At 43.6% G+C, this 24935-nt stretch carries 20 protein-coding genes; 17 read left to right on the plus strand and 3 right to left on the minus strand.

The features are described 5' to 3' along the window. Positions 1–10: 10 nt before the first annotated feature. The 9 genes from ACFS5O_RS06635 to ACFS5O_RS06675 all read left to right on the plus strand — a co-directional run bounded on the left by ACFS5O_RS06635 (position 11) and on the right by ACFS5O_RS06675 (position 14726). Positions 11–2971, plus strand: coding sequence for an extracellular solute-binding protein (locus ACFS5O_RS06635; RefSeq protein WP_205725196.1), 2961 nt, complete (start codon positions 11–13; stop codon positions 2969–2971). Continuing rightward, complete coding sequence (locus ACFS5O_RS06640) at positions 2952–3848, plus strand: carbohydrate ABC transporter permease (protein ID WP_082861496.1); 897 nt, start codon at positions 2952–2954, stop codon at positions 3846–3848. The genes ACFS5O_RS06635 and ACFS5O_RS06640 overlap by 20 nt, the downstream gene beginning before the upstream one ends. Before the next feature lie 19 nt (positions 3849–3867). Then, complete coding sequence (locus ACFS5O_RS06645; protein ID WP_205725197.1) at positions 3868–4746, plus strand: carbohydrate ABC transporter permease; 879 nt, start codon at positions 3868–3870, stop codon at positions 4744–4746. Positions 4747–4766: 20 nt separating this feature from the next. Continuing rightward, positions 4767–6782, plus strand: a complete 2016-nt coding sequence (locus ACFS5O_RS06650; protein ID WP_205725198.1) for a YIP1 family protein — start codon at positions 4767–4769, stop codon at positions 6780–6782. Then, positions 6775–9060, plus strand: coding sequence for a DUF5696 domain-containing protein (locus ACFS5O_RS06655; protein WP_205725199.1), 2286 nt, complete (start codon positions 6775–6777; stop codon positions 9058–9060). Before ACFS5O_RS06650 ends, ACFS5O_RS06655 begins: the two co-directional genes overlap by 8 nt. Continuing rightward, complete coding sequence (locus tag ACFS5O_RS06660) at positions 9041–9901, plus strand: carbohydrate ABC transporter permease (protein WP_205725200.1); 861 nt, start codon at positions 9041–9043, stop codon at positions 9899–9901. The genes ACFS5O_RS06655 and ACFS5O_RS06660 overlap by 20 nt, the downstream gene beginning before the upstream one ends. 15 nt (positions 9902–9916) lie before the next feature. After that, entirely contained in the window at positions 9917–10867 is a 951-nt protein-coding gene (locus tag ACFS5O_RS06665) for a carbohydrate ABC transporter permease (protein WP_260858293.1), read from the plus strand. A 230-nt stretch (positions 10868–11097) separates the two neighbouring features. After that, positions 11098–12318 carry a glucoamylase family protein gene (locus ACFS5O_RS06670; RefSeq protein ID WP_205725201.1) on the plus strand — a complete coding sequence of 407 codons (1221 nt, stop codon included), beginning with the start codon at positions 11098–11100 and terminating at the stop codon, positions 12316–12318. Further along, positions 12315–14726, plus strand: coding sequence for a beta-galactosidase (locus ACFS5O_RS06675; RefSeq protein ID WP_205725202.1), 2412 nt, complete (start codon positions 12315–12317; stop codon positions 14724–14726). Before ACFS5O_RS06670 ends, ACFS5O_RS06675 begins: the two co-directional genes overlap by 4 nt. 365 nt (positions 14727–15091) lie before the next feature. On the opposite strand, the gene bglX is transcribed toward ACFS5O_RS06675, so the two are convergent. Beyond that, positions 15092–17263 carry a beta-glucosidase BglX gene (gene bglX, locus ACFS5O_RS06680; RefSeq protein ID WP_205725203.1) on the minus strand — a complete coding sequence of 724 codons (2172 nt, stop codon included), beginning with the start codon at positions 17261–17263 and terminating at the stop codon, positions 15092–15094. Between the two features lie 316 nt (positions 17264–17579). On the opposite strand from bglX, the gene ACFS5O_RS06685 reads away from it, so the two are divergent. Then, positions 17580–18119 (plus strand): sigma-70 family RNA polymerase sigma factor, encoded by a 540-nt coding sequence (locus ACFS5O_RS06685; protein WP_205725204.1) that lies wholly within the window; start codon positions 17580–17582, stop codon positions 18117–18119. Positions 18120–18130: 11 nt separating this feature from the next. Continuing rightward, positions 18131–19117: a DUF4179 domain-containing protein gene (locus ACFS5O_RS06690; protein WP_205725205.1), complete on the plus strand. Its 987-nt coding sequence runs from the start codon at positions 18131–18133 to the stop codon at positions 19115–19117. Between the two features lie 51 nt (positions 19118–19168). Here the strand turns inward: ACFS5O_RS06690 and ACFS5O_RS06695 are convergent, their stop codons facing one another. Then, the gene (locus ACFS5O_RS06695) at positions 19169–19399 is read right to left on the minus strand and encodes a hypothetical protein (protein WP_318300128.1); all 231 of its coding nucleotides are present in this window, start codon (positions 19397–19399) and stop codon (positions 19169–19171) included. Positions 19400–19524: 125 nt separating this feature from the next. On the opposite strand from ACFS5O_RS06695, the gene ACFS5O_RS06700 reads away from it, so the two are divergent. From ACFS5O_RS06700 to ACFS5O_RS06725, 6 genes are all read left to right on the plus strand, one after another. Beyond that, entirely contained in the window at positions 19525–20049 is a 525-nt protein-coding gene (locus ACFS5O_RS06700; RefSeq protein WP_205725206.1) for a type 1 glutamine amidotransferase domain-containing protein, read from the plus strand. Between the two features lie 280 nt (positions 20050–20329). Continuing rightward, complete coding sequence (locus tag ACFS5O_RS06705; RefSeq protein WP_205725207.1) at positions 20330–20536, plus strand: hypothetical protein; 207 nt, start codon at positions 20330–20332, stop codon at positions 20534–20536. A 213-nt stretch (positions 20537–20749) separates the two neighbouring features. Beyond that, complete coding sequence (gene argH / locus ACFS5O_RS06710; protein WP_205725208.1) at positions 20750–22252, plus strand: argininosuccinate lyase; 1503 nt, start codon at positions 20750–20752, stop codon at positions 22250–22252. Positions 22253–22336: 84 nt separating this feature from the next. Further along, the gene (locus tag ACFS5O_RS06715; protein WP_205725209.1) at positions 22337–23134 is read left to right on the plus strand and encodes an SGNH/GDSL hydrolase family protein; all 798 of its coding nucleotides are present in this window, start codon (positions 22337–22339) and stop codon (positions 23132–23134) included. A gap of 87 nt (positions 23135–23221) precedes the next feature. Continuing rightward, positions 23222–23713, plus strand: coding sequence for a VanZ family protein (locus ACFS5O_RS06720; protein ID WP_205725210.1), 492 nt, complete (start codon positions 23222–23224; stop codon positions 23711–23713). Between the two features lie 41 nt (positions 23714–23754). Continuing rightward, positions 23755–23997, plus strand: coding sequence for a DUF2584 family protein (locus ACFS5O_RS06725; protein ID WP_205725211.1), 243 nt, complete (start codon positions 23755–23757; stop codon positions 23995–23997). Positions 23998–24028: 31 nt separating this feature from the next. Here ACFS5O_RS06725 and ACFS5O_RS06730 read toward each other — a convergent pair whose 3' ends face one another. After that, the gene (locus ACFS5O_RS06730; RefSeq protein WP_318300129.1) at positions 24029–24769 is read right to left on the minus strand and encodes a C39 family peptidase; all 741 of its coding nucleotides are present in this window, start codon (positions 24767–24769) and stop codon (positions 24029–24031) included. Between the last annotated feature and the right edge of the window lie 166 nt (positions 24770–24935).

The raw sequence follows: 24935 nt of genomic DNA on the forward strand, positions 1-24935 counted from the left end.
GGTTGATAGTATGAAGTTTAAAAGATTTCTTTGGTTAGGTTTAGCGCTGTGTCTCATTTTTCCACAAACCTATGCATCAGCTGAAGGCAACAGTCAGGATAATAAGCCTGCCGAACAAGTCGTGGAGGAAAACTATCATACCGCCCTTAACAGTTGGGAGAAGAAAGGGACAGGGGACGCTTCAGAGTTTGAAGCGTCTGTCTCACCTTCTGATTTTAAGATTAAAGACAAAAAGAACCTTTTGTCAGAATCAGGGAGTAAGGGCTATAACGATCGTGTTTTCTATTGGCATAACCGACAGTCCGTTTCTTATGAAGTGAATGTGGAGGAAGCGGGACTTTATGAGCTAGCGTTTGATTATTATCCACTGAGCAACGAGGTTGTTCCAATAGAGGGCGCCATTCAGGTAAACGGTAACTATCCTTTTTATGAAAGCCGCAGAATCGTGTTTCCGGCCGACTGGAAAAACGAGAAAAACACCTTTGAGAAAGATCGGTTTGATAACGACATGATTCCAAAGCAGAAGCGGATCGAGCGTTGGAACACGTTAACAGCAGAAGATGCGAGTCAGCTTCAATCTGAGCCGCTTCGTTACGAACTGAAAAAAGGAAGTAATACGATCCAGCTTACGAACCTATCAGGTGAGATGTTGCTAGGAAAAGCATACGTGAAATCACCTAGCAAACTACCAAGCTATAAAGATTACGTAAAGAAACATGAAAACGCAAAATTGGCTGAAACAATGATCACGCATGAAGCCGAGAAGGACTATGAAAAGAACAGCTCGTACATACGTCCTTTTGCAGCAGATGATTCTTCAGCGGTACCGAGCTCTCCAAAGAATCTTCTATTAAACACGCTAGGCTCTGAATCGTGGAAAGACTCCGGACAGACGGTGAACTGGAACGTAAACGTGAAGAAAGATGGCTTTTATAAGCTGACATTTAAAGTGTTGCAGAACAAAGAGACAGGTGGTCCGGTTTTTCGAAAACTGTTGATCGATGGAAAAGTTCCGTTTCAAGAAGCTTCACCGGTTACATTCCCATTCAATAAAAGCTGGGATAACGTGACGTTAGAAGATGAAGATGGAAAAGCATATCTGTTTTATCTATCAAAAGGGAAGCATCAGATCGGTCTAGAAGCGGATGCTGCGCCTGTTGAGCCTGTTCTTCATACGACGAACAAAGTGATGCGCGAGATGGAAGAGCTGACGCTTGAGATACGAAAGCTTACAGGGAATCAGACAGATACGTCTCGTGGCTGGAAGATCGGCGAGTACATTCCAGGCATCGATAAAAAACTGACTGGCTGGGCGGATGAGCTAGAGCAAGAACTGAAGTACCTTAGAAAACTTGATGAAACAAAAGAAGATTCAAAAGATATGGTTTCGCTTGAGATGGCGGTACAAAAGCTAAGAGCACTTAGCAAAAAGCCGGACCAGATTCCAAGCCGACTAACAGAGCTGTCAGAAGGATCGTCTTCCGCGGCACAATTGCTCGGAAACATGCTCGTAACGCTGCCCGAACAGCCGTTAACAGTGGATCGCTTCTACGTGCATGGTGATGAAAAAGATGTGCCAGATGCAGAAGCTGGTTTTTGGGAAAAGCTGATTGACTCAATCCAACGCTTCTTCTTATCGTTCTTCTCTGAAAATTATTCAGCGAGTGAAGCGGAAGAAGATACGTTAGAGGTTTGGGTAAACCGACCTCGTCAATATGTTGAACTTCTACAAAATCTATCTGATCAAAACTTTACGCCAGAGACAGGAATTAAAGTAAAGTTCTCGATCATGCCAGAAGAGCAGAAGCTGATACTCGCGAGTGCGTCGAACAAACAGCCAGACATTGCGCTTGGTATCTCTTCATGGTTGCCGTACGAGTTATCTATCCGTGGTGCGGCCGTTGATCTGCATCAGTTCGATGACTTTGAAAAATTCAGCAAGCAGTTCTCACCAGGAGCTTTTCTACCGCTTATGATCGATGATTCGGTCTATGCGATGCCAGAGACGCAAGATTTCTTTGTTCAGTTTTACCGAAAAGATATCCTGCAAGCACTCGGTCTTCCGGTTCCAGATACGTGGGATGACGTGAAGAGCATCTTGCCAGAGCTTCAGCGTTTTGGGATGAACTATTATACGCATATCGCTGGTGCAACAGGCTTTAAGCCGTTCCAAGCAACCGCTCCGTTCGTGTATCAGTTTGATGGAGATCTGTACGGAAAAGATGGAATGAAGACGGCGATCGGAACAGAAGAATCACTAAAAGGTATACAGTTCATGGCAGAGCTAAACACGATCTACAGCATGCCGTTACAAGTGCCAAACTTTTATAATCATTTCCGATATTCAACACTACCGATCGGGACGGCTAACTTTACCACATATACACAGCTTACAGCAGCCGCTCCAGAGATCGCAGGATGGTGGGATATTGCACCGCATCCTGGTGTGAAAAAGGAAGACGGAACGGTGGAGCGTTGGGCAACAGGTTCTGGCCAGTCTGCCATGATCTTCAAAGGGACGAAGAGCAAGGAAGATTCGTGGGAGCTTTTAAAATGGTGGCTGTCAGAAGATACGCAGACCGAGTTCGCGACCAATCTTCAGATGCTGTACGGACCAGAATACATGTGGAACACGTCCAACCTAGAAGCGTTCAAGAACCTTCCGTGGCCAGAACAGCATAAGAAAACAATCCTGAAGCAATGGGAGTATCTATACGAAGTACCGAAAAATCCAGGTTCGTACATGATCGAGCGTGAGCTTTCGAACATCTGGAACCGCATCGTGTTCGACGGTGTGAACCCGAGATCCGCAGTTGACGATTCAGTCGTTGCGATCGACCGGGAGATCAAGCGAAAGATGGAAGAGTTCGGTTATGTGAGGGACGGCAAGATGGTCAAGCCGTATCCGATTCCTACGATAGAACAAGTGAAAAGTTGGGCAGGCGATGAGAATGAAAAAGAAACCAAATAAACGAGATTATTCACCGTGGATGTTCCTTGCTCCGTATATCATCTTTTTTACAACGTTTATCATCATACCTGTTGCAGCGGCAATCCTATTGTCATTCACGTATTTTAACGCGATCGAAACACCGACGTTCATCGGTTTGAGCAACTATGTCGGTCTGATCACACAGGATGAAGTGTTCATGCAGAAGATCCTGCCGAACACGTTAACGTTCGCACTGATCGTGGGCCCTGGCGGGTATATCTTATCGTTCATACTCGCTTGGGCGCTCGCTCAAGTACCAAAGCGTATGCGAACGGTGCTTGCACTAATCATCTACTCGCCATCCATGACAGCAGGTGTTGCGATGGCGGTTGTTTGGACGATCATCTTCTCTGGAGATGAAACAGGTTATCTCAATAGCTTGCTTCTTACGATGGGTGTGCTGTTAGAGCCCATCCAATGGCTGCAGTCACCTGAGTACCTCATGAAGATCATGATCTTTGTAACACTTTGGGGCTCTATGGGTGTTGGATTCCTCGCGATGTTATCAGGTGTTCTGAACATTAACACCGAGATCTATGAAGCTGGATACATCGACGGCATCAACAACCGTTTTCAAGAGATCATCTATATTACGATTCCGTCCATGAAGCCGCAGATGTTGTTCGGCGCGGTCATGGCAGTCGTTGGAACGTTTCAAGCTGGTGCGATCGGGGTGGCGCTTTCTGGTGCTAACCCGACACCGCAATATGCGGGTCAGCTTATGGTCAACCACTTAGAAGATTATGGTTTTATCCGTTATGAGATGGGTTATGCGGCAGCGATCTCGGTCGTGCTGCTCATCGTTGTATATCTGTTCTCGAAAGTAGCCTGGAGGCTGTTTGGAGAGAAAGACTAGCGAAAAAGGAGTGATCAACATGTCAGCCTTTCAAGGGACAAGAATGAACCCGTCAAAGTTTCATAAAAGTCAGCTGAAATTTCTTGCGTTTTTAATTCCACTGGCTATCTTTATGGCTTTGCCGATCGTCTATATATTCTTTCATGCGTTCAAACCGATCGACGAACTGTTCGCGTATCCACCGCGCTTTTTTGTAGAAAACCCAACATTGCAGAACTTTGTAGACCTTTTTACAAAGACGAACGATACCGGTGTTCCGATGTCGCGCTTTTTGTTCAACTCTGTTGTGATTACGCTGATCGTTGTTGTGCTGACCGTCATCATCAGCACGATGGCAGGCTACGCGCTATCTAAGAAAAATTTTAGAATGAAAAAAGCGATCTTTGAGATCAACACGTTAGCGCTCATGTTCGTACCAGCAGCGGTTATGATTCCGCGTTACCTGTTGATCGATGAACTCGGCTTGATCAATACGTTTTTGGTTCATATCCTACCGCTACTCGCGATGCCGATCGGTCTGTTTCTTGTCAAACAGTTTATCGATCAGATACCCGATGAACTGCTCGAAGCAGCGAGGCTTGATGGAGCATCTGATTTTCAGATCTTCGTACGGATCATCATACCGCTCGTCAAACCTGCGATCGCTACCATCGCGATTCTATCGTTCCAGCTCGTATGGAACAGTGTTGAGAGCTCGTCACTCTATGTGAACGACGAAGGACTGAAGACATTCTCGTTCTACATGTCGACGTTAACTTCAACGGTTGAAGGAAACAACGTAGCAGGACAAGGACTCGCAGCAGCAGCTTCCTTGATCATGTTCGTACCAAACTTAATCATCTTTATAATTCTGCAGAGCCAGGTGATGAACACGATGGCCCACTCAGGAATCAAGTAAGAAAGTAGGAGGGGGGAGAAATGAAGTGCTTTGCCCAATTTGTAGCATTCTTGGTATTCCTGCTTGTTCCGATCTCATCTATCGCTTCTGCATCTGTCCCTTATCAGACAGAAACATTATCAGCAGACGGTCAGACGATCGAAACACAGACTGCCTACACACCGGTCGGTACCTTATTGCCGGACGTTGAGATCACGAACCCGGAAGATATTTTCTCTGATACAAAAGGAAACTTATATATCGCGGATTCTGGTGCTAAGAAGATTATCGTCGCCGATAAGAACGGTAAATTTGTCCGTGAGATCGGAAAAGGTGTTCTTAAATCACCAACTGGCGTTTATGTGGACGAAAACGAAAAGATCTTTGTAGCGGATTATGAAGAAGAGAAGGTATTCCGCTTTTCGCAAGACGGCAAGGTCGAGGAGCAATACGAAAAGCCGGATTCACCGCTTTTTGGTAAAAGCTCTTCTTTTAAACCGCAAAAAGTAGCGGTCGACCGTCGCGGCAGCATCTATGTAATCAGTGAAGGGTCAACGAACGGAATCATTCAGCTTAGTAAAGATGGCGGATTCCTCGGCTATTACGGCGTAAACAGCACAGAAGGATCGTTCGGCACGTTTTTGCAGAAGCTTCTCACATCAGAGAGCAAAAAAGCAAATATGTTCATGAAGACACCTCCTGCGCCAGACAACATCGCGCTTGATGATCAAGGTCTCGTCTATTCTGTAACAGAAGGAACGACGAACGAAGTGATCAAAAAGCTGAATGTTGCCGGAAAGAACATGCTGTTTGGTGACATCTCTGATGAGAAGTCACTGCAAGATATCGCGGTGGATCACGACGGAAACATGTTCGTCGTATCAAGCACCGGTGAGATCTATGAATATGACAGCTTCGGAAATTTGTTATTCATCTTCGGTGGAAAAGACGACGGAACGAACCGTCTCGGGTTGTTCAAACAGCCTACAGGCATCACGATCGATCCTGACGGCAGGCTGTACGTTACAGACAAAGAACGCGGCATGATTCAAGTCTTTGAATCTACTGCTTTTTCGAAGCAAGTACATGAAGGAATCGCGCTTTTTAAAGAAGGCCGTTATGTAGAGAGCCAGAAGTATTGGGAAGAAGTGCTGGAGATGAACTCTTCGTTCGGTCTCGCGCATTCTGCCATGGGCTCTGCTTACTACAAACAACAAGACTATGATAAGGCGCTAGAAGAGTATCAGTTTGCAAACGACGTGTACGGTTATTCAGACTCGTTCTGGGAAGTGCGACATGCGTGGATGCAAGAGAACCTGGAAACCGTGTTGTTCGCGTTCATCTTCTTCGGAATTTTGTACTATATCGTAAAAGTGATCGACAAAAAGAAAGGCATTTTGAATCAGCCGCGCAGAAGTCTCGGCGCGATTAAGAAACAGAGATTGATAGGAGAACTGCTCTTTCTGTTCAAGTTCTTCCGTCATCCGATCGACAGTTTTTATTATTTGAAAAAGAAACAATACGCATCGATCCTGTCAGCGACGATTCTATATGTAATCTTAATCGTCGAGTATATTTACAGCCGCTTCTATACCGGATTTATCTTTAAAACGGTGAGCAGCGATGCGAACTTAGTCGGCGAGCTTCTCTTATTGCTCGTACCGCTCGCACTGTTCATTGTGGTGAACTATCTCGTTAGTACGATCAACGATGGTGAAGGAAGGTTCAAGGACATCTATATCGGAACGATCTATTCACTCGCTCCGTTCCTTGTGTTCAGTCCGATCCTGACCCTATTGTCGAACGTGCTAACTTATAATGAATCATTTGTTTATGTGTTCTCGATCCGCATCATCTACGCATGGTGTCTGATTATCCTTTTCATCATGCTAAAAGAGATCCATAACTATACGTTCTCAGACACGATCCGAAACATCTTCGTTACGCTGTTCGGAATGGTGATCATGCTTCTTGTAGTGTTCATCGTGTTCGTGTTGATCGATCAAGTGTACGATTTTGTTTATTCCATCATAAAGGAGGCTGTTCTTCGTGTATAAAAAGATAAGTATCGCGCTTCTTACCTTGCTCGTACCGATCTCTGTATTCGCCGCGCAAGATGATAAGAAAAGTACGGAACAGCCTCCCGTACCAACAGAAAAGAGTCAAAACGTGATGAAGTATACGTCTTCATCGTTTACGAAGCCTGAGAAAGCAGATGGTGCTACGATCAAGCAGAAAAATTCATTCCAAGGCTTTGAAAAAGCAGCTGAGAACGAAAATCTTGCTCTTTATGTGAACGAAGAAACGCTCGCGATCAAGATCGAGAACAAGAAAACAAAATACGTTTGGAACTCAGGGCTCGATAATCCTGATCAGTACCGACTGAACAAAACGTGGGAACAGATGGCTCAATCTGCGATCACCGTTGATTATATGGATCGTCGCGGAAAGGTGAAAACCGAGAGCATCACGACGAACGATTCTAGACCTCGTGTGAAGATGAACGATAAAGGCTTCACGGCCTCTCTTTACATGAACCAGTCGAAGTTAGAATTTGAACTGAACGTGGAACTTCAAGAAAACGACCTTGTTGTTTCAATTCCTGAGAATGAAATTAAAGAAAACAAATACACGAAGCTCATCTCGATGCGCGTTTATCCGTTTTTAGGTGCGGTTAACAAGAGTGACATCAACGGGTACATGTTCATCCCAGACGGATCAGGAGCATTGATTCGTTATGAAAAGAACGGAACAAAAGCCGATGCGCCGTTTACGGGATCCATTTACGGTAATGATGAAGCCTTTTTGAAAACGAAAGTGAAGAAGGAAGAAGAAGAAAAAGTAACACCGGTTGAAGAGATCAAGATGCCGGTATTCGGAACGGTTCACGGTGTGAAGCAGAACGGATTTCTTGCCGTGATCGAAGAAGGCTACACACATGGGGACATTTTAGCGTATCCGTCTGGTGTTTCAACCGACTTTAACTGGATCTCTTCTGAATTTCATTTTAGAAAAGAATATTACCAGCCGACGAGTAAGAACATGAAGGGTCTGAACGTGTATCAAAAAACGAAAAATCCTTTCGGTGTAAAGCTGAGATACATGTTCTTACAAGAAGATGACGCTGATTATGTAGGGATGGCTAAAGCGTATCAGAATCATCTTTCTGAAACAAAACAGCTTGAAAAGCAAGACGACCAAACCGGCGTCAGACTTGAATTTCTAGGTGGCGAAGTGAAGGAAGGTCTATTGTGGGACTCTGTTCTGCCGATGACGAAGGTGACAGACATTCCAGGTATGACATCTGAACTCAAAAAAGACATTGATGATCTTTTCGTCGTCTATAAAGGCTGGTCAGAAGGCGGTCTAACGGGCACGTTGCCTCAGAAGTTTCCGTTTGAAAGTGAACTTGGAAGCAGTGACGACGTAAAGCACACGATCGACAGTCTTAAAAAAGATAACATTCCGCTTTATTTTTATAGCGATTACACAAAAGCATACGACGGAGCATCCGGCTATTCCGGTAGCAAAGACGTAGCGAAGAAAATCAGTGCTGAGACGATCTCACACAGTGAAGATAAGAAGACATTGTATTATCTATCGCCAGAAAAATCTCTTGCGATTGCAAAAGAAGATGCCAAGGAATTTAAAGAACAAGGCATTTCAAACGTAGCGATCGATACGAGCGGATACACGCTGTTCTCTGACTTTAGCGGGAAAAAATCGAGCGAGCGAAACCAGACGATCAAAACGTATCAAAAGCTGTTCGGCACACTCAACAAAGAAGTAGGGAACGTTGCTCTTTATGAGCCGAACACATATCTATGGAATCAGACCGACCGCTATCTCGACATTCCGATGAACGCGTCCAACTATGTGTTTGAAACAGACACGGTGCCGTTTCTGCAGATCGTATTAAAAGGCTACATGCCATACTACGCACCGTTCTCGAACTTTCAGTCAGATTCGGAAGATCAGATGCTGCGCATGATCGAGTACGGAGCCTATCCATCGTATCTTTTAACGAAGGAAGCGTCACACCTTCTTGCTAAAACAGCATCCAGTGACGTTTACACATCGGAATATTCGATCTGGAAAGACAAGATTTTGTATCAATACGAAAACATCAAGAAAAGTCTCGGTGATGTAGAAGGCGAAGAGATCATCAGCCGCAATGTGCCTCAAACAGGCATTGTAGAAGTAGGGTATTCGAACGGAAAAGTGATTGTCGTCAACTATACGAATGCGACTTATAAAAGTAACAGCATTGAAGTGAAACCTAAGGATTTTGCGGTAACTGAAGGAGGAGAAAGCGATGAAACGACTAGGCAATAACAGAAATCTTACAGGATTGCTGTTTGTTTCACCATGGATCATCGGCTTTCTCGTCTTTACGGCGTTTCCGCTTCTTTACTCGCTCTTTTTAAGCTTTCAGGAAGTAAAGATTACGACGGATGGCATCAAAACGAACTTTGTGAGCTTTGGAAACTATGAATACGCGTTTTCGGTCGATGGAACGTTCGTAGACCGCGTCCTAAAATACCTAGAAGAGATGGTCATCTCGGTTCCGATCATCATCGTCTTTTCATTGATCATCGCTCTATTGTTAAACCAAAGAATCAAGTTCCGCGGATTGTTCCGTACGATCTTCTTCCTGCCCGTTATCATCGCGAGCGGACCGGTGATCAAGGAGCTGATCGATCAAGGAATCACGACCATTCCTTCTATTGAACAATACGCGATCTATCAGGCGTTAAATGATAACCCGGATGGCTTCTTTAACGGGATCTTACTGTATTTAATAAAAAACCTGATCGTAATCCTGTGGTATTCAGGCGTACAGATCTTAATTTTCTTAGCTGCACTTCAAAAGATGGACAAGCAGATCTTTGAAGCGGCGAAGATCGACGGTGCGAGCAACTGGGAGTTCTTTTGGAAGATCACTCTGCCAAGTCTAAAGCCGATGATCATCGTTAACTTGATCTACACGATCGTAACGTATTCAGTCTTCTCACTGAATCCGATCATCGAACATATTCAGAAGAACATGTTTAAAGTAGACACAGGCTATGGCTATGCGTCAGCGCTATCTTGGATCTACTTCCTGATCATAGCCGCAGCGCTAGCAATTGCGGTTGGTGTGATGACGGTAAAAAGAAAGAAAAAATACACCTAAGAGGATGTGATCAATGTGCAAACCAAAACACAGCAAGTGAACAAGTATTACTTAAAAACAAAACGCATGTTTTTGGGCATGCAGGGGACAGATGGTCTTCTTTACAAGCTCTTGATCTACGGACTCTTGGTGGGAATCGGTTTCGTGTATCTCTATCCGCTTCTCTACATGGGTGTGTACAGCTTTAAAAGTTTGGATGATCTGTTGAACCCGCTCGTGAACTGGATTCCAACACAGTTTTATACCGGAAACTATGAGCAGGCGAACAAAGTACTAAACTTTTTCTCAACCCTGATGGAAACATTGTATGTGACGGTTCTCCCTGCATTGGCGCAAACTGCCGTTGCAGCAGTAGTCGGATACGGACTCGCTCGATTTGAGTTTCGCGGTAAAAAGATCATGTTCGTTCTTGTGCTCGCAACGTTCATCATCCCGCCGCAGGTGACGCTCATTCCAAGATACATCTTCTTTAATGAGCTGAATATCCTCGGCAGTTTGAGTGCGTTCTTGCTTCCGGCAACGTTCGGACAAGGTTTGAACAGCGCGATCTTCATCCTGATCTTTTATCAGTTTTTTAGAGCCGTGCCAAAAGCTTTGGAAGAAGCAGCTCAGCTAGATGGAGCAGGTCATTTTCGAATCTTTTTCACGATCGCCTTACCGATGGCATTGCCTGCGATCATCATCTCATTTTTGTTCTCGTTCGTTTGGTATTGGAACGAAACGTATCTCGCGGCGATTTATTTTGGAGATGCGTTAACCACATTACCGCTGCAGCTGCAAAAGTTCGTTGCCACGTATCAGCAGATGTTCCCAGCTGAGATGGGAGTGTCGGGCGGTAACCAGTTGAACGAAGGAATCAAGATGGCAGGAACCGTCCTGTCGATTCTGCCATTATTGATCGTGTACTTTATCACGCAGCGCTGGTTCGTTGAAGGTGTGGACCGTTCGGGGATTACTGGGGAGTAAAGATCGGTGTGGGTAGTTGATTTCCGTTTCAGGTGCTCGCTTTCCGCGGGGCAGGCGGTGAGCCACATTCGTACGTTTCACTTTTAAGTGTCTCACCTGCCCACCTGTCCCGCATGAGTCTCGCACCCTGCACTACAATTAACTTTTCAATGAGGCCCAACCGAACCTTTATACAAATCCACGCTCTTTAATAGAAAAATTCAAGATTAAAGATAGAGAGGGAAATAACGATGGATACACAAAAACTATTAGACCTTGAAGCAAAAGGATGCTTTGATTTCTTTTGGAACGAAGCAAACACGGATAAAAACAGCCCGGGATACGGGTTGATCCTGGATCAGTCGGCGAATAAAAAAGTAGCAAGTATCGCATCAAACGGGTTCGGTTTAACGGCGATCATCATCGGAATCGAGCGCGGTTGGATCACGAAAGAAGAAGGCTACGAGCGCACGAAAGGGACGCTTGAAACTTTCTTAAACAACGTGGAACACGCGAGCGGCTTCTTTTACCACTTCTTAAACATAGAGACGGCGAAGAAAAACGAAGAGTGGTATGACTGCGCGTCGATCATCGATACGGGAATCTTCCTATGTGGTGCCGTAACATCTGCTGAATACTTTGGCGGAGAGATCGCAGAGCTTTTCGAAAAAATTTACGCGCGCATCGACTGGAACGTGTATTATGATGAGCCGGTTAACCAGTTCTACATGGGTTACAACCCGGAAACGGGCGGCTTCCACTATTGGGATATGTACGCGGAGCAGATGATGACGTACGTGCTTGGGGTGGCGTCTCCTACACATCCGGTTCCTGCAAAAATTTATGACGGCTTCGAGCGCAGAAAAGGGACGTACAAAGATTACGAGTACATCCATGCACCAGGAAACGCGATGTTTGTTCACCAATATTCGCATGCGTTCATCGATTTTAGAAATATCGTCGACGGAGACGGAATCAACTGGTACGAGAACTCGGTAAAAGCATCCCTTGCGAACCGTGCGTTCTGTAAAGAAAAATCGAGTGAGTTCAAGACCTATCACGAAAATGCATGGGGCTTAACGGCTTGTGCAAGCCCGACCGGCTACCGCGTTCCAGGAGCTCCTCCTTATTACGAAGGGTGTGAGCCTGAACTAGAAGGTACGGTCGCACCGACGGGAGCAGCGGGATCGATCGTGTTCACACCAGAAGAGTCGATCGCAGCGATGAAGTATTTTTACGAAGAGCATCCTCAGCTTTGGGGTGAATATGGTTTCCAAGATTCTTATAACCTAGACGTAACGCCAGCTTGGTATTCAGACCATGTCATCGGAATCGACAAGGGGATCACGCTTCTTATGATCGAAAACTATCAATCTAGTCTCGTGTGGGATCTGTTCATGAAAAATAAATATGTGAAACAAGGTGCTGACCTGTTAGGTTGGAAAAAGACAGAAGGAAGTCCGGCAAAATGATTGAGATCAAGAACAAACAGATCATCATCGACGGTAAGCCCGTTCTGATCACGTGCGGAGAGATTCATTACTACCGTCTTGATAAAAGCGATTGGCAAGACCGACTGGATAAGCTAAAAGAAACGGGTTGTAACGCCGTGGCCACTTATGTGCCATGGCTTTGGCATGAGCCGGTGGAAGGGCAGTTTGATTTTACAGGTAAAACGCGTCCTGAAACAGACCTTGGCGGTTTCATCGACCTTTGTACAGAAAACGGCTTTTATTTCTTCGTTCGTCCGGGACCATTCATTATGGCCGAGATGAAAAACGAAGGACTGCCTTATTGGGTGTACGAGAAGCATCCAGAGATCATTCCGGTTGGTTGGGACGAGAGCGAACCAACGACACCAACCGTCGATTATCTTGCGCCAGGTTTTTTACAAGAAGTTCGTAAGTATTATGAAAAAGTGATGGAAGTGGTTACACCGCGCATCTATTCGAACGGTGGAAAGATCATCGCGTTTCAGCTTGATAACGAGATCGGCATGCTCTCTTGGGTAAGCAACACACCAGATCTGACGGAAAACGTGCTGAACGATTTATCAAATTGGTTGAGTGAACGATACGGAGATAACGTTTCTGACCGCTATCCGTTCTCGTTGGATGAAAGTGCAGAGCGTAATACCGCATTCCGTTCTCCAAAAGAAGAGTATGCCGCTCAACTGTTAAAAGATCTTGGCTATTACATGCGTTATCGTTTCGCCAAATATATAGCGATTTTAAGAGAGTACGCAGAAGAGTTCGGCGTGAAAGACATTCCGTTCGTCGTTAACATCCACGGAACGGGTGGAGGACGAGGATTCACGTATCCGATCGGAATCAGTCAGCTGTATGAAACGTATAACCAAGGACCTGGATATATCTCGGGTTCTGATATTTATTTTGGCGATCTTGACATGAAAACGTTCCAGGACCTCTACATCATCAACGGTCTGATGGAAGCCGTTCATAACGAGGATCAGCCGTTAACGTCTGTCGAGTTCAACTGTGGTGACGGAAACTTTGGCGAGACACTAGGCGAGCGCTATGATCCATCAGCAGCGGATTTTAAATTTAGAATGTGTCTTGCTCAAGGAAACCGACTCATCAACTATTATCTGTTTGCTGGCGGAAAAAATGCGAGACTCGATACGCTTGTTGACGATGGAAACGACCGAATTGCCTCAACTGGTGAACGCCACGGTTTCGCAGCACCAATTGGGCCAGAAGGTGATTATAACTATACGTTTCCCCGCATGTCACGCGTGAATCAAAGTGTGATGGCGGTGAGTGATAAGCTCGCGCGTATGAACGAAGAACGAGATGAAGTATCGTTCGCGTTCATCCCGGATTATTACATGACCGAATATCGTTATCCGAAGAGTGAAGTGATGCGTGAGATTCTCTCAAACATCGAGGCGAACCGCGGTGCCGGCGCTTGGGAAATCATGGGCCGTGCGATGTTGCTTAACGGTTATCGTTTTACAGCGGTTGATGTACAGAACAAACCCCTGGATGTGACGAAAACGCCTGTACTCGCGTTGCCGTCCGCACGCTATATGGACAGTGCGATTCAGGAGAAACTCGTAAACTATTTGAACACGGGCGGAAAGATTCTTCTGTACGGTGAAGTTCCTCTTTTTGATATGGAAGGGAAGGACTGTACGCTTTTAGCAGAAGCACTTGGTGTTACGTATAAAGGAATAAGCCGTGATGGTCACGGAAACTACCTTTCTATCTATGGAGACAACTGGGCTTCAGCTCAGCCGGAGATTCGTTCAGGCTTCGTTCAGCGTTTTGAAGTTGGACCTAATGTAACGCCGATTTTTAGAGTGTACGGATCGGATGATGTGTGTGGGTTTGAGTCTAAAGTGGGGAATGGAAGCGCGATCGTGATCGCCAGCTTCTATCGCTGCGATCTACCTTTCTTTAAAAACGCTCTCGAACGACTAGGAAGTCGCGCGAAACTAACGCATGATTGTCCACATCACGGCATCTTTATGACATCGACTGTTGACGCAGAAGGTGAGCGTTTCCTTCATCTGTTGAACCTAGACGGATTCGATAAAGAATTCACGGTTTATGAAGATGGCGTAGCGTTGTTAGGCGGAAGAAAGCTATTGTTGCAGAGCAAAGACGGTGTGATGCTGCCTATGAATCTAGCTGTAGGTAATGTGAAAATTGCTTACGCGACAGCAGAAATTACCGGTGTGGATGCAGAATATATCGATTTCCGCCTAACGCAGGTCGAAGATGTGATCGCGTTTGAACGTGGAACGAAGATTTTACCGAGTGCTGATTATGTGATTGAAGAAAATGAGGAGTTCACAATCGTTCGCAGTAAAAAACATGCAAAAGTGGATGATGCGTTGCGGGTTTTGGTTGGATAATAAGGTGAGACTGCTCTTTCGGAGCGGTCTTTTTTATTTTTAGATAGTTAAATATTAGCTTTTGTATTTGGCTGTAATGTAGATCATAAAGGCAGAAATAGACACAAAAAGGGTGTTTAATTGAACATTATTCATTTTTTAGTATGCGGAATACCAGTGATATTGGTCGCTTGAGCGAAAAGGAAGGCCGTTGGAGCGAAACGCACTGTTGTTTGAGCGAAAACAAAGGTTTACTGAGCGAAACGAAGGGGCAATTGAGTGAAAAGAGCCCACGTCTGCGTGAACGCGTAATAAATATAAAAACACGTACCGTAAAACACAAAAAAAGGACTACTCAACCCCAAGAGCAGTCCTCACTTACTATATTACTTAACCAACCTAAACGGAACACTTACCACATCATGGCTGTTTTTCCCGATAAACATCGTAAACTTACCTGCATCACTCTTGAACTCTAGGTTCTCATGGTGATAGCGTAGCATTTCTTCTGTGATCTCGAACGTTACTTCCTCAGACGCTCCTGGTTCAAGAACAATCTTTCTATATCCTTTTAACTCTTTCACTGGACGAACAACATCACCCGCAATATCGCGGATATACAGCTGAACTAGCTCTTCACCAGCAACATCGCCTGTATTCGTAACCGTTACAGAAGCTGTAATCGACTCATCCTCCGTCAACACATCACTAGACAACTTCACATCGTCATACGTGAACTCTGTATAGCTCAACCCGAAACCGAACGGGAATAGAGGCTCGTTCGGAATGTCCAGATAATGAGACAGATAGCGCTCTTTATTTTCAGGAGTAGGCTGTGGACGACCTGTGTTGAAGTGGTTGTAATACACAGGAACCTGACCAACTGAATACGGGAACGACATCGATAAACGACCAGACGGATTCACATCTCCGAATAAAAGATCAGCAATCGCAGCACCCGCTTCAGTACCCGGATACCAAGCTTCTAATACTGCATCCACTTGATCTACCACACCATGCAGGTCGAGTGGACGACCGTTAAAGAGTACGGTGACAATCGGCTTACCTAACTTTTTCATTTCCTGAATCAATTGAAGTTGAGCCTCAGGGAGACGAATGTCAGCACGGCATCCCGCTTCACCACTCATGTATGAAGCTTCTCCAAGTGCGAGCACGATCACATCCGCATCATTCGCAACACGAACCGCTTTTTCCAACTGCTCAGTTGTTACAGACTCAACCTCACAACCATCCGCAACCGTTAAAAGAGAAGGATCAGCCAGTTTATCCAACAGACCTGTGTCTACTTTTACCACGTCATCAAACGCACCTTGCCACGACCAAGGTCCCATCAGATCGCCATTTGTCGCGAATGGTCCGATCAGTGCTATCTTTTGCGTCGGTTGAAGGGGAAGAATCCCACCTTCATTTTTTAAAAGTACACACGATTTCGCAGCCAGTTCACGTGCTACATCACGGTGCTCCTCACACAAAATCACTTCTTCGGCACGCTTCTCATCAGCACCACGGTACGGGTCTTCAAAAAGTCCGAGCTTCTGCTTCAACGTTAATATACGTTCTACCGATTCATCTACAAGAGATTCAGATAGTTTGCCGCTTTCCACAAGCTCTTTCAAATGGTCGACGTAGCACGTTGTCATCATCTCGATATCAACTCCAGCTGTTAGCGCTTTATACGCCGCTTCTGCTTCATCTTCAGCCACACCGTGCGGAAGCTGCTCTTTTACAGCACCCCAGTCCGAGATAATTACACCGTCAAAGCCCCACTCGTCACGAAGAAGGTCACGCATCAGCTTCTTGTTCGCCGTTGCCGGAATCCCGTCGACTGTATTGAACGCGGTCATCACCATTTCACAGCCCTCATCAAGCGCTGCTTTATAAGCTGGCAGGTAAGACTCGCGAAGCTGACGTTCAGACATGTTCACCGTATTGTAATCGCGTCCGCCTTCAGGAGCACCATATGCGGCAAAGTGCTTCACGCAAGCTGCCACGCGGTCTTTGTCGTTTGTTAAATCCGTTCCTTGAAAACCACGAACGAATGCACGAGCAAACTCGCTGTTCAGAAAGCCATCTTCACCCGTAGATTCCATAACACGGCCCCAGCGCGGATCACGAACAAGATCGACCATAGGCGCGAATGTCACGTGAACACCTGAAACAGATGCTTCTTTCGCTGCGATCTCTGCACTTTTTTCAGCAAGATTCATATCCCACGAACAACCGATCGCTAGAGGTACCGGAAAGATCGTCTTAAAACCATGCACGATATCAGCCATCATCAATAAAGGAATGCCATGACGGTTTTCTTTTAAATGTGCGTCTTGAATGTTGCGCGTTTCACGAGCTCCTGATCCACCGAGAACAGATCCTGTATTGCAAATCACGTCATCCGTGATCCCCATCTCCTGCATAGGACCCGTGATGAAGCCTTGATCAGATGAACCTTTAAAGAAAGGAGTAGCAAGCTGAACCAACTGACTGATCTTTTCTTCTAATGTCATGTCTTGAATGATATGTTGCACGTTTTGCTTAAGCATAAAGAAAACCTCCTGGATATCGTTTATTGTGTATGGTCTGACGTAATCGAAACGTTTCGATAAACCTGATAATAAAAATTATAAGCGCTTTCATTTTGAGAGTCAATGAAAAATCGAAACGATTCACTAGATTTGTGTAATCGTATTTCTTTTAAACATATATAGACAATTCATTAGGAAATAAAGTTATGCTTTAGATTGTAGTGATTCTTCCAAATGATTACTTTCTCAACAAATTTTTTGATAAGTGATAGATTTCCCCTATTCATTTCGTAATACATAGTAGGTACCAATAATAAGCAGGAGGGGTGTACGATTGAGAGTTACAGAAGAAAATGTTGTACAACAATTAATAGATAAAAATGAAAATGCGATCTCTTTCATGATCCAGCAGTACGGTGGTCTTCTCACAGCAATCATCAAACGATATGTGAATAAGCAGCAACAAGATTATGAAGAATGCCTTGACGATGTTTTACTGTCCGTTTGGAACAATATTCATCAATTTGATCCTACGAAAAATACGTTCAAACAATGGATCGCAGCTGTAGCGAAATATAAAGCAATCGATTATGGGAGAAGACAGATCTCTCTACAAAAACAACAGTTCTCAGTGCCCGGTTTTACCGAGTCCAACTTACTGTCACAAAAGTCACGCGAAGAAATTCTCGTTGATGAGTTGCTTCAGCAGTTACCTCCCGGTGAACGGCGGATTTTTGAAAAGTACTATTTAGAAGGAAACACGTCAAGTGAGATCGCTCATGAATATAACGAGAGAGAATCCTGGGTGTACAACAAGTTATCCCGGGGACGTAAAAAACTAAAAGGGTTTTTGTTTCAAAATAATGAAGCATGAGGAGTGAAGATATGACGATCTATCGCGAATTAAACGAAATGGATATAGATTTGAAACAATATGAAGAGCAAGACCTTTCTCATTTTGAAAAAAAGCAATGGGAAAAGCGAGTACTAAAGAAAGTAAAAAAACAAAAGCCATCGCAGGTAAAGAAGTATATGGGTGTAACAGCGGCCATGCTCATAGCGACGGGATTATCACTAAGTACAGGCATCGTATCTATAGCTAATATGCCATTTGTAGGTGAAACAATTGAAAAATATTTGAATCAAAACGAGAATCTCGATTTTTCTTCCTATAAAACAGCGATCGGACAAACCGCTGAAAACGAGAAGGGGAAGTTGACGTTGAACGAAGTGATGATTGATGGCGGACGTTTACTTTTAAGCTCGACCTACGAACCAGCAGACGGAATCGACTTTCATCATAAGATGCACCCTATGCCTAAAGTGAAGATGAATGGAAAAGATTTAACGTCAAGTACTGGCGGGCAGTCGATTGAACTAAACAATTCTATGTTTACGGTTTACAACGAAGTTCAATTAAAAGAAATACCGATGGGGGAGAAGATTCAGTTTCATATTGAATACGATCGCTTAGATCTAGAATTGAAGATGAACCAGCCGTGGGTGTTTGATATTGAAGTCCCAACTGAAAAGTTAGCAGCGGATAGCAAAACGATTACGCTTTATCAAAACATACAACTCGAGAACGGACGCTCTATAAAACTCGAAAAAATGATCGTGACTCCAATCTCCACCGTGCTGTATTATGACTGGCCAGGCGAAGAGAACCACATTGCTTTTAAAATTGTAAGTCAATCTGGAAAGGAAATCTTGCCAGGCACGGTTTCTGTGGCACCGGAAGAATCGTATAACCGATTTAGCGCAATCAATCTGGAATCGGAAAAATATTATGTCGTCCCTTTTGAGCACTCAGAAAATCCTGGTGCAGATCAGCCAGGCAAATTACCAGAACGATCGATTCCGATTAATTAAACGAAAAAACACTTGGTGACAATTCCAAGTGTTTTTTCTCTGCTATGATTTCTATTTAACCAGATTACTCAATTTCTCATTGCGTGTTTCTCGTTCACTTTCGTCCACGAGGTCATACTTTTTCAAAAGATGAAACACTTCATTTAAGTAGGTCTGATCACTATCATCAGATAAAGAGTCGCCAACCTCTATCACAAGTTCACGCGGCATAAAAGCGGATTGTTCGGCTAGCTTTTGCTTCACATCTTCTAACGTGTGGTCGATCGTGCATTTGCCCATCATAATCAGTCTCCTTCTGTCTTCTGTTAAAAAAATCGTATCATAAGTCTTTGATAAAGTGGAAGAATAGTGTCTCAGCTAGGATTCATGTTACGCTATTAAGGATATAAATAGTGGAGGTGTTAAACATGCGTTTAAAAGGTAAAAAAGTGCTCAGTCTCGTGCATCACGATTTTGAGGATTTGGAATTGTGGTATCCGATTTTGCGCTTGCGTGAAGAAGGGGCGATCGTTGAACTTGTTGGAGAGAAAGCAGGGGAGACGTACATCGGAAAATACGGTGTTCCGGCTGAGGCTGATTATGCGTTTGGTGATGTGAATGCTGGAGGTTACGATGCAATCTTAGTTCCGGGCGGTTGGGCACCGGACAAGCTGCGCCGTTTTCCAGAAGTGATTGAGATGGTCCAGCATATGGAGAAGAACAAAAAGCCGATCGGCCAGATCTGTCATGCGGGATGGGTTCTCGTATCTGCGAAGATTTTAGACGGTAAAAAAGTGACAAGTACACCTGGAATTAAGGATGACATGGAAAACGCAGGAGCAAAATGGATCGATGAACCTGTCGTAGTTGACGGTCACCTCGTATCCAGCCGCCGTCCGCCAGATCTGCCGGATTATATGCGTGAGTTTGTTGCGGTTTTGGAGAAAAAGTAGGTTTTTTTATTTCATGAGGCACCCGATTCTTCGCGAATCGGGTGTTTTTTTGTGGGAGGTAGCATGTTCAGGTGATTAAGAACGGTTTACAGGTGAAACATGTTCGTCTACAGGTGCTCGTACATCATTCACAGGTGAAAAATAGTGCATAACAGGTGAAAACGGGCCATTTATCAGCGAACGTGTAAGAAATATAAAAACACGTACCGTAAGCTTTATTTGTTAACAGCAGAAAACGATTACGATTTTTGATAAAATAAGTGTAAAGGAGGTGAGCAGAATGAGCGACAGACTATTATTAGAACAAATTTTAGAACTGACTAAACAAAACCAGCAAGGCATTTTAGAACTAAAAGATGATGTGGCAGACTTGAAAGTTAGAGTAACAAACATCGAGAAAACAATGGTTCGCAAAAATGACTTAAAATACTACGAGTTTAAAATTGCTGAACATGACCGCGAAATCTTTCAACTTAAGGAAAATTAGAATCAAGCCTCTAGAAAGAAACTCACCCTTTTACCCCACTTATCCGGGTACACAATTTCATGTAAATACAAAGAACCCGGCGTAATTGACGTCCGGGTTTTTACGTAGCTTAACCAACTTTAATCCCAATAACATAATGTAACCGAGTTCCCAAGATCCACTCATCTCTATACACTACTAACAGAAGTTCCTTCAGCATTGGAGTGAGAATACATGCCATCCAAAGACAATTTTATCAAACAAGAAGGCACGGAGTTCCCCGGTAAAACGTACGTGGAACACTTACTACGCCCCGTATTCAACGACCAAAGAGACTATCTTTTTAAACATATGTTTAACATTCACCGAGCACATGTTGTGATGCTTGCCGAGCAGAGTATTTTAGAAAAAAGTGAAGCTGCAAAAATACTCCGAGGAGTCGAAACGATAGCAAAGATCGACCCGCAAACTCTAACCTACGATCCACGATTCGAAGACTTATTTTTCATGATCGAACACAAAATGAGTGAAGAAATTGGACCGGATCTTGCGGGCAGTATGCATATGGCACGAAGCCGGAACGACATGGGAATCGCCATGTACCGACTTGTGCTCCGAGTACACATCCTCACACTGATAGAAAGTGCACTCTCACTCGCCACAGCACTTCTAGAAAAAATTGACGAACACGCGGAAACCGTCATGACTGCACACACTCATACCCAACCCGCACAGCCGACAACGCTCGGACACTACTTAACTGCTGTGCTAGACATCCTGTTACGAGATATCGAACGTCTGCAATCCGCATATAAAACAGTGAACTGTTCACCGATGGGAGCAGCAGCACTCTCCACGACAAGTTTTCCGATCGACCGCCATCGAGTTTGTGAACTTCTCGGTTTCTCCAAACTTATTGAGAACTCGTATGACGCTGTTGCAGGTGCTGATTATTTGATAGAAACAGCGACTGCCGTTTTAACGTTGATGACGAACAGCGGTCGTTGGGTTGGAAATTTTCTTCAGCTCGTTACCCGTGAACACGACATCATCAAAGTGGCAGATCCTTACGTGCAAATCAGCTCGATCATGCCGCAAAAACGAAATCCGGTTTCCATCGAACACTCTCGGGCACTCGCCAGTTCAACAGCAGGAGAAGCACTCGCGGCAATCCACATGATCCACAACACACCGTTTGGCGATATCGTGGATACCGAGGATGACCTTCAGCCACATTTATATAGAAGTTACGAAAAAGCGAACCGAGTGATGCATCTCATGCATGCGGTCATCCGAACGATGGAAGTGAACAAAGAGTTAGCACTCGCTCGTGCGAAAACATCATGTATCACGATTACAGAGCTGGCGGACTTTTTAGCGAAAGAAAAGGGAGTGCCGTTTCGAACAGCACACAAATTAGCGAGCGCCGTCGCGCAAAAGTGCTCATCGGAAAAGCTGGAACTTAACGAACTACCTCTTGAAACGGTTCAACGAATTTTGACGACTCAGCATGAACACCTATCTCTCACCCAAAAAGAATGGGAAGACATCATCTGCCCCCTCCAATTCGTGAAAAGGCGCAGCATTCAAGGCGGGCCGAATCCGGATGAGGTGAGGAAAATGCTCACAAATAGAATGCAAATGGTTCTAGAGATTGTTAGTAATTTAAAAAAGGAGCATCAAAGGCTAAATTTATCAGAACAAAATTTGATAAATCAACTAGAGAAATTTAGATAGAAACCTACAATCTTCAACAATTTTCTTGTATTAGAAAATTTTACCCTATATTATAGTTATAGTATATATAAGGGGTTGGGACGGATGAAGAAACGCCGTTTTTTAATGGTGTTTGTCATGATTGCATGCGTGGTTAGTGTAGTTGGCGGACATTTTTTTTACAATAACAAATTAGAAAAAAATGCATATGCAGCAAAAAGAGAAATAGGGATCACTGAAAAGAGGACTGCGTCAAAAAAAGTCTCATCAGAAGAAACTCCATTATTAAAAGAGAATCTTTTTGCAAATGCACCTGAGGGAATAGCAGAACTATACAAAGAAAAGGAAAAGATGGGGAACCCTCTTAAGTTTCACCTTGTTGGTTCAACGAATACATCTTCCGATCAAGGAACGTGGGCACAACTATTTACAACTGAAATGACAAACACATATAAAGAAAAAGTAAACCTGCATACGACTAGTACAGGAGATATGACAAGTCTAGAACTTCAAGATGACTCAATCTATGAAGAGATACAAACCAGAAAGTCAGACGTTATTATTATAGAACCACCACTATTAAATGATAACGATGGAATAAGTATGAGAGATACGTTGTTTGTGCTGTCAAATATGATCGAAGGAATAAAGACCTCAAATCCTGAAGCCATTATTCTTATTCAGTCTTCAAACCCTATTAGCAAACCAGCTAAATATGCGGATCAAGTTCTTGAATTAGAGAACTTTGCGAAAGAAGAAAGTATTACTTATCTCAATATTTGGAGCAGTTGGCCAAGTGTAGACTCAGAAGAAATAAAGGATTACTACGATAGCACAACATTACAGCCAAATGAAAAGGGCCATAAGCTTTGGGCTGACTTTATGATAAAAGCATTTCAATAACACAGGACTCCGTATATTCGGAGTCTTTTTTGCAGCCTTTCATATGGTATAGTAATTCCAAGTAATCATTCAAACAGGTGGTTTAACATGAAAAGAATTTTATTATACTGGCTCCCCGTCTTTCTCTGGATGGGAATCATTTTTTATGCCAGCTCTCAACCCTATGAAAAACAAGATCTGAGACCAACAATCTCAGCTAATTTAGATTTAACTATCATTGAGACTCTGTTCTCCTCAGTGAAACTCCATTATGCTGGCGATGAGATCAGTATTGAAGCACTGGGAGCTGCTCATTTTCTTGAATTTTTTATAAGAAAAGCAGCACACTTTTCCACCTATTTTGTATTAGGGTTTTTAATGTACCGTGCTTTAAATTATTATTTGTTAAACAAACGTTTAACGTGGTTGATCTCCTGGATCATGACCATTTTATATGCCATCTCAGATGAGGTTCATCAAAGCTTTACTCCCAATCGATCGCCGCATTTAGAGGATGTCATGATTGATGCGACAGGCGGTTTTATCGGTATCTTATTAGCCTCAATGATTTATAAAAAATTCCGTACGAAAAGAATTTAGTTTAGTGCTACAATAAAAGAAAAAAGAACGCAGGTGATAACATGCAAATGCCAATGACGATGCAATCGAATCTAGTGACGACTGGAAAAGAAAAACGAGTTGAAGGTAATGTCTTTGAGATTTCTTTAGAAGGCTATAAGCTGTTTATTTTAGATCATCCTGTACCGGTACAGAAAAAAGAAAACAGCTCTCCAGTAGGAAGAGCTGTGATAAAAGAAGTGACGTGGAAAGCAGAATCCACATTTCTTCTCTATGAACTTATCGATCTACATGGCGTAAATTAATGAGAAGGAACTCAGGGTTGAGTTCCTTCTTTTAGTTTTTATATGTAATCGCCTGAGAACCCATCTGCTTCCACGCCTCTTCAAAATCATTAAGCTTTAATTTTCGATTTTTCTCCTTGTTCAACGGATCATTCACATATACGTGTTCACGATCATAGCCCGTAATGACCACCGAATGTTCTTTCCACGTAATTTTTACTTTCCCTGATGGTGTATTCCATGTTCGAAATTCACTCTCTGGTAATGCACGAAATTCTGAATTAATGATTACCCAAACAGGTTTGCCATTCTTAATCTTTCCAAGGACTTCATTAAAGTTGCTTCCACTGAAATCTACTATTCTACCAGGCAAGTATCTCTCCGCAAGATCTGTCACAGGGCCATGATATACGCCATACCCCATCTTATCAAACGTATAAATATTCCCAACAAATCCGTCGTTTGGGTTGCCATAATAATAGGTTCCATTCTCATTTTTATATGGCGTGTCCACTTTTTTTATCTTTTCTGCCAGTTCTATTTTCTCAACGTCTACTCCTGCATGTTGCAAAAGCATTGCCAGTGAAGTTACTTCGCAGCCTCGATCTAGTTCGGGCTTTTGTTGGATTAAAGGGACATCCTCGATCAAAATACCGTCATTTTTTTTTGTAATTCCACGTGTAGTATTAAATTCATACCTTGATTTATCCTCATTTTGTTTTTGGTAGTGCACATATCCCAAAAAGCTTGTGAATGCGATCAAAGCAAATAATATAATTAAAAGTCTTTTCACTATATACTCCTCGTATTTAAATTACTCTATATATTATCAAAATATTAAGTGCTTTAGCAAAAATTTGACAATCTAATACTCTTATCTATCAATATAATGCATATTTATTCTGAAACTTAGAAGGAAATTGTCGATAAAAGAAGAAGTGAGTTTTAAAGATATTAGT

It is taken from the genome of Fictibacillus nanhaiensis (assembly GCF_042686385.1).
GTDB lineage: Bacteria > Bacillota > Bacilli > Bacillales > Fictibacillaceae > Fictibacillus > Fictibacillus nanhaiensis.